We start from the raw sequence: 4267 nt of genomic DNA on the forward strand, positions 1-4267 counted from the left end.
CAGTTGCTTAGTGATTCATAAGTAATTTGTCTGATTTAAATTGACAATTCAGGACTAAAAATATGTTGGGAGGTTTAAAAGTGAAACTTGACGATATAACTAATTATATACAAAGTATATGTGAAAATATATGTACTGTTTTAGATGTTGATGTAACTGTAGTTTCTAAAGATTTAATTAGAATTGCTGGAACAGGCGTCTTTAAGGATAAAATATATGAAAAAATTTCAGACCATTCAGCTTTTTCAAAAGTATTAAAGTCACAGAAGCCTTATATTATTAATCGTGATTTAGAAGATAATTGTAAAACTTGTGTTCATAAAGAAGATTGCAAAGAATTAGTAGATATTTGCTCTCCAATAATGCTAGGAAGTGATAACTTAGGAATTTTAGGGATTGCTGCCTTTACAGAAGAACAAAAAAATAAAATTCTTTCTAAAGACCAAGAATTATGTGAATTTATAAATAGTATGTCAAACTTAATATCATATAAATTAGATGAATTATATAAAGCAGAAATAAAAACTGTTGAACAACTAGAAAAAGAAGAAATTGAAAAAGCAATAAATAAGTACGGCAGTAATACTCAAGAAATGAAACAAGTAGCTAAAGCTTTAAACATTGGAATTGCTACTTTGTATCGAAAAGTGAAAAAATATAATATAAAAACTGGTGAGTAAACTTTTAATAATATAAAAATAACCATACTAAAATGTTTTCAATAATTTAGTATGGTTATTTTTTATATAAATTATTATTGCATTATCATTTTGATAATAGTATAATAGCAATTATCAAAATGATAATAAAATAAAGGAGATTAATATGGGAAGTACATTTTTATCGGAATTTATGATGATTTCAAATATCAACACAGTTTTATTTATAGTATTACTAATAGGGTTATTTTTTGTAATCAACAAAATAAAGAAAAGTTTAAATTTCACTAAGTTAATGCTAGTATCAATGGGAATGGGTACAATTTTAGGATTTATAATTCAGTACATAGCTAAGTTTCCTAAAGACCCAACACAAATTAGTTGGCTAAAAGAAGTAACTACTTGGTATGGTCTTGTGGGATATGGATTTATGGATTTATTAAAGATGTTAGTTATACCATTAGTATTAACATCAATAATAAGAGTTATTATGAATATGAATAAAGATGAGAATTTGGGAAAATTAACATCTAGAACCATATTAATGCTATTAGGAACAACGGCTATAGCAGCATCAATAGGACTAATTGTAGGTAATTTATTTAAATTAGGTATTGGTACTAAAGTTGTAACTAGTACTACTGAAATAAGAGAGATTAGTTCAGTAGTAGATACCTTAAGGGGATTATTACCCTCAAATATAGTAGCATCTATGGCAAATGCAAATATAGTTGCAGTAGTTATATTTGCAGCATTTATAGGAAATGCAATAAAAAGACTTAATAAAAAATATAGTGAGCTAATAAGACCATTTGTAGATTTAATTGAAGCTTTTTATAAGATAATAGTAAGTGTTTCTATAACAATAATTAAAATGATGCCATATGCAGTTATTGCATTAATGGCTAATACAATAGCACAAAATGGTATAGAGTCAATATTTGAAGTATTAAACTTTATAATAGCTTTATATGTAAGTGTTATCATAATGTTTGTAGTTCATTTAATAATAGTAACATTTAATGGAGTAAATCCAATAACTTATTTAAAAAATGTATCTAAAGCTTTATTACTGGCATTTACTTCACGTTCAAGTTTAGCTACATTACCAGTTACAATAGAAGCATTAACTGATAATATTGGGGTTGAATCAGGAACTGCAAGTTTTATTGGAAGTTTAGGCTCAAATATGGGGCTTAACGGATGTTCAGGCATATATCCAGCACTTATGATAGTTACTATAGCAAATATGGCAGGTATAAACATGGACTTTAGTTTTTATGCTATGGCATTAATAGTAATAACTATAAGTTCTTTAGGTATAGCAGGTCTTCCAGGAACGGCTACTATGGCTGTATCAGTAGTTTTATCAGGACTAGGGTTAGGTTCATATTTCCAATTAGCAGGAGGAATACTTGCTATAGATCCGATACTAGATATGGGAAGAACTATGCTAAATGTTAATGGAACAATGACTTCAGCTATAACAGTTGCAAATTCACTTGGAAAAGTATGTAAAAATGAATTTGTTGAAGATATAGTATAAAAACGGATTAATTAGACAGTAAGTAGTTGGGAATTTTAATATAATGTCGGTTTAGAAAAATAGGGGGATTTTATGGTTTTAGCATATATAAATTTTATTATGCTATTATCAGTGTACGGGTTTGAATATATGTATTAATACTTATGATAAAAGTATTAAAAATTTATATTAATAAAAATCATAGTTTTAAAATGAAAAATTTATATTAAATTAGATAAATAACCATACCTTATAATTCAAATTATTGAAAATACTAAGGTATGGTTATTTACAGTTTTAAGGCCATGTTATATTAAAGTATTTTATAAAAATTTTATTAGGTAGTGTATATATGAGTATCTTTAAATCCTTTACAAATAGCTTCATTTTTAAGGTTTACTGCATTATCTTTATTGCTAAATGAGCCTATACATACTCTATAAAATACTTTATCTTCAACAATAGATTTATTTACAAATGAAAGTAGAGTAGATGATATTGTATCGGCTATGTTTTTTAGGTGATTATCATTTCTTAGAGATTTTTCTACTTCTTTATTTGATATAAAGTCTATTTCAATTAAAAGAGCAGGCATTTTAGTATTTTTAAGTACTGATAAATTTTTAGAGTATTTAACTCCACGATTAGGTGTATCCATTTTAGTTGATAGGTTATTACATAGATTGTTAGCTAAATTTTTAAGTTTGCTATTTTCATTATATAGCCATACTTCGCATCCTTTTGCAGATGAGTTAGTTGCTGAATTTAGATGTATGCTTATAAAGTAGTCACAGTTTTCGTTGTTTGCTTTTTTAGTTCTATAGTCTAGTGAGTAGTATTTATCATCTTCACGAGTAGTTATTACTTTTTCAAGTACATTTTCAAGATTTTCTTTTATTATCATTCCTATTTTTAAAGCTACATCACTTTCTTTTAAATTTGTAGGACCGATTGCTCCAGGATCTTTTCCTCCATGTCCAAAGTCTAGATACCATTTCATAGTTTATTCCTCCTTTAGTTGTTTTCTTAAAGGTTACAATGTTTTTTATTAAGTTTGATATATAAGGATTTTATTATTTTGTAGGAGGTTAATTATTAGGTGTCGAATTTATATATATGATTAAATTTATGAGGAGGGATAGTATGTTGGAGTTTTTAACTGAAAGTGATGTTCCTGATAGTGTTAAGGATGTGGTTGAGGTTATAGGTATGGATGCTTTTAAGGATTTGGTTAAGTTGGCTGGTGGGAGTAATTTGTATATTCCTAATGAAAGTAATTTGGTTAAGCCTATTAGAAATAGGATGATAAGAGATGAATTTAAGGGAAGTTACAAAGATATTTCTATGAAGTATGGAATAAGTGAAATTCAGGTTAGAAATATTATCAATAAATAAAGAAAATAGAACGTATTTAAATTACAATTGTTATACATTAAGAATAATTTATTATATATATCAAATTATATAAATAACCATACCTTATAATTCAAATCATTAAAAATACAAAGGTATGGTTATTTTTATTTTGTACTATTAAGTCTTGTAATCTATATGTTTTTCTAAAAGATGCTAAAAACTTATAGAAAATGAGTAAATTATAATATTAATTAAAATATTTGATATGAGTGTAGTTATTTAAATAATAATACTAATAAAATACAGATATGATATAATAAAATCAAAAATAAAAAGGAGATATTAATATGGAAAGAAGATTATTAAATCCTAAAATAGATTTTGTATTTAAGAAGATATTTGGCTCAGAGAAACATCCAGGGGTGTTAATATCATTTTTAAATGCAGTACTAAAACCTAAAAATAATATAACAGATGTTGAAATAAAAAATACAGATATAGATAAGTCGTACATAGAGGATAAGTTTTCAAGATTGGATGTAAAGGCAGTAACAAGTAAAAATGAAATTATAAATATAGAAATTCAATTAAAAAATGAATACAATATGATACAAAGAAGTTTATACTATTGGAGCAAATTATATGAAGAGCAACTAGAAGAAGGGGATAGATATGATAAGCTGTGTAGAACAGTATGCATAAATATATTAGATTTTAAATATTTAAA

At 25.8% G+C, this 4267-nt stretch carries 5 protein-coding genes; 4 read left to right on the forward strand and 1 reads right to left on the reverse strand.

The features are described from left to right. The first annotated feature begins 80 nt into the window (after window positions 1-80). Window positions 81-680, forward strand: a complete 600-nt coding sequence (locus Q5F54_RS11195) for a helix-turn-helix domain-containing protein (protein ID WP_281537289.1) — start codon at window positions 81-83, stop codon at window positions 678-680. Window positions 681-825: 145 nt separating this feature from the next. Further along, window positions 826-2205 carry a cation:dicarboxylate symporter family transporter gene (locus Q5F54_RS11200; RefSeq protein WP_277233121.1) on the forward strand — a complete coding sequence of 460 codons (1380 nt, stop codon included), beginning with the start codon at window positions 826-828 and terminating at the stop codon, window positions 2203-2205. A gap of 316 nt (window positions 2206-2521) precedes the next feature. Here Q5F54_RS11200 and Q5F54_RS11205 read toward each other — a convergent pair whose 3' ends face one another. Beyond that, the gene (locus tag Q5F54_RS11205; protein WP_281537290.1) at window positions 2522-3184 is read right to left on the reverse strand and encodes an N-acetylmuramoyl-L-alanine amidase; all 663 of its coding nucleotides are present in this window, start codon (window positions 3182-3184) and stop codon (window positions 2522-2524) included. A gap of 143 nt (window positions 3185-3327) precedes the next feature. Here Q5F54_RS11205 and Q5F54_RS11210 point away from each other — a divergent pair, with 143 nt between their 5' ends. Then, the gene (locus Q5F54_RS11210; RefSeq protein ID WP_071121096.1) at window positions 3328-3579 is read left to right on the forward strand and encodes a Mor transcription activator family protein; all 252 of its coding nucleotides are present in this window, start codon (window positions 3328-3330) and stop codon (window positions 3577-3579) included. A 308-nt stretch (window positions 3580-3887) separates the two neighbouring features. Next, on the forward strand, window positions 3888-4267 hold a 380-nt coding region (locus tag Q5F54_RS11215; protein WP_302334443.1), incomplete at its 3' end, for an Rpn family recombination-promoting nuclease/putative transposase.

It is taken from the genome of uncultured Romboutsia sp. (assembly GCF_958366745.1).
In the GTDB taxonomy this organism is placed as follows: Bacteria; Bacillota; Clostridia; order Peptostreptococcales; family Peptostreptococcaceae; genus Romboutsia; species Romboutsia timonensis.

Bases quoted from the DNA above. Each gene is read 5' to 3' on its own strand.
- Q5F54_RS11205 (WP_281537290.1), bottom strand. From the start codon at position 3,184: ATGAAATGGTATCTAGACTTTGGACATGGAGGAAAAGATCCTGGAGCA.
- Q5F54_RS11200 (WP_277233121.1), top strand. From the start codon at position 826: ATGGGAAGTACATTTTTATCGGAATTTATGATGATTTCAAATATCAAC.
- Q5F54_RS11210 (WP_071121096.1), top strand. From the start codon at position 3,328: ATGTTGGAGTTTTTAACTGAAAGTGATGTTCCTGATAGTGTTAAGGAT.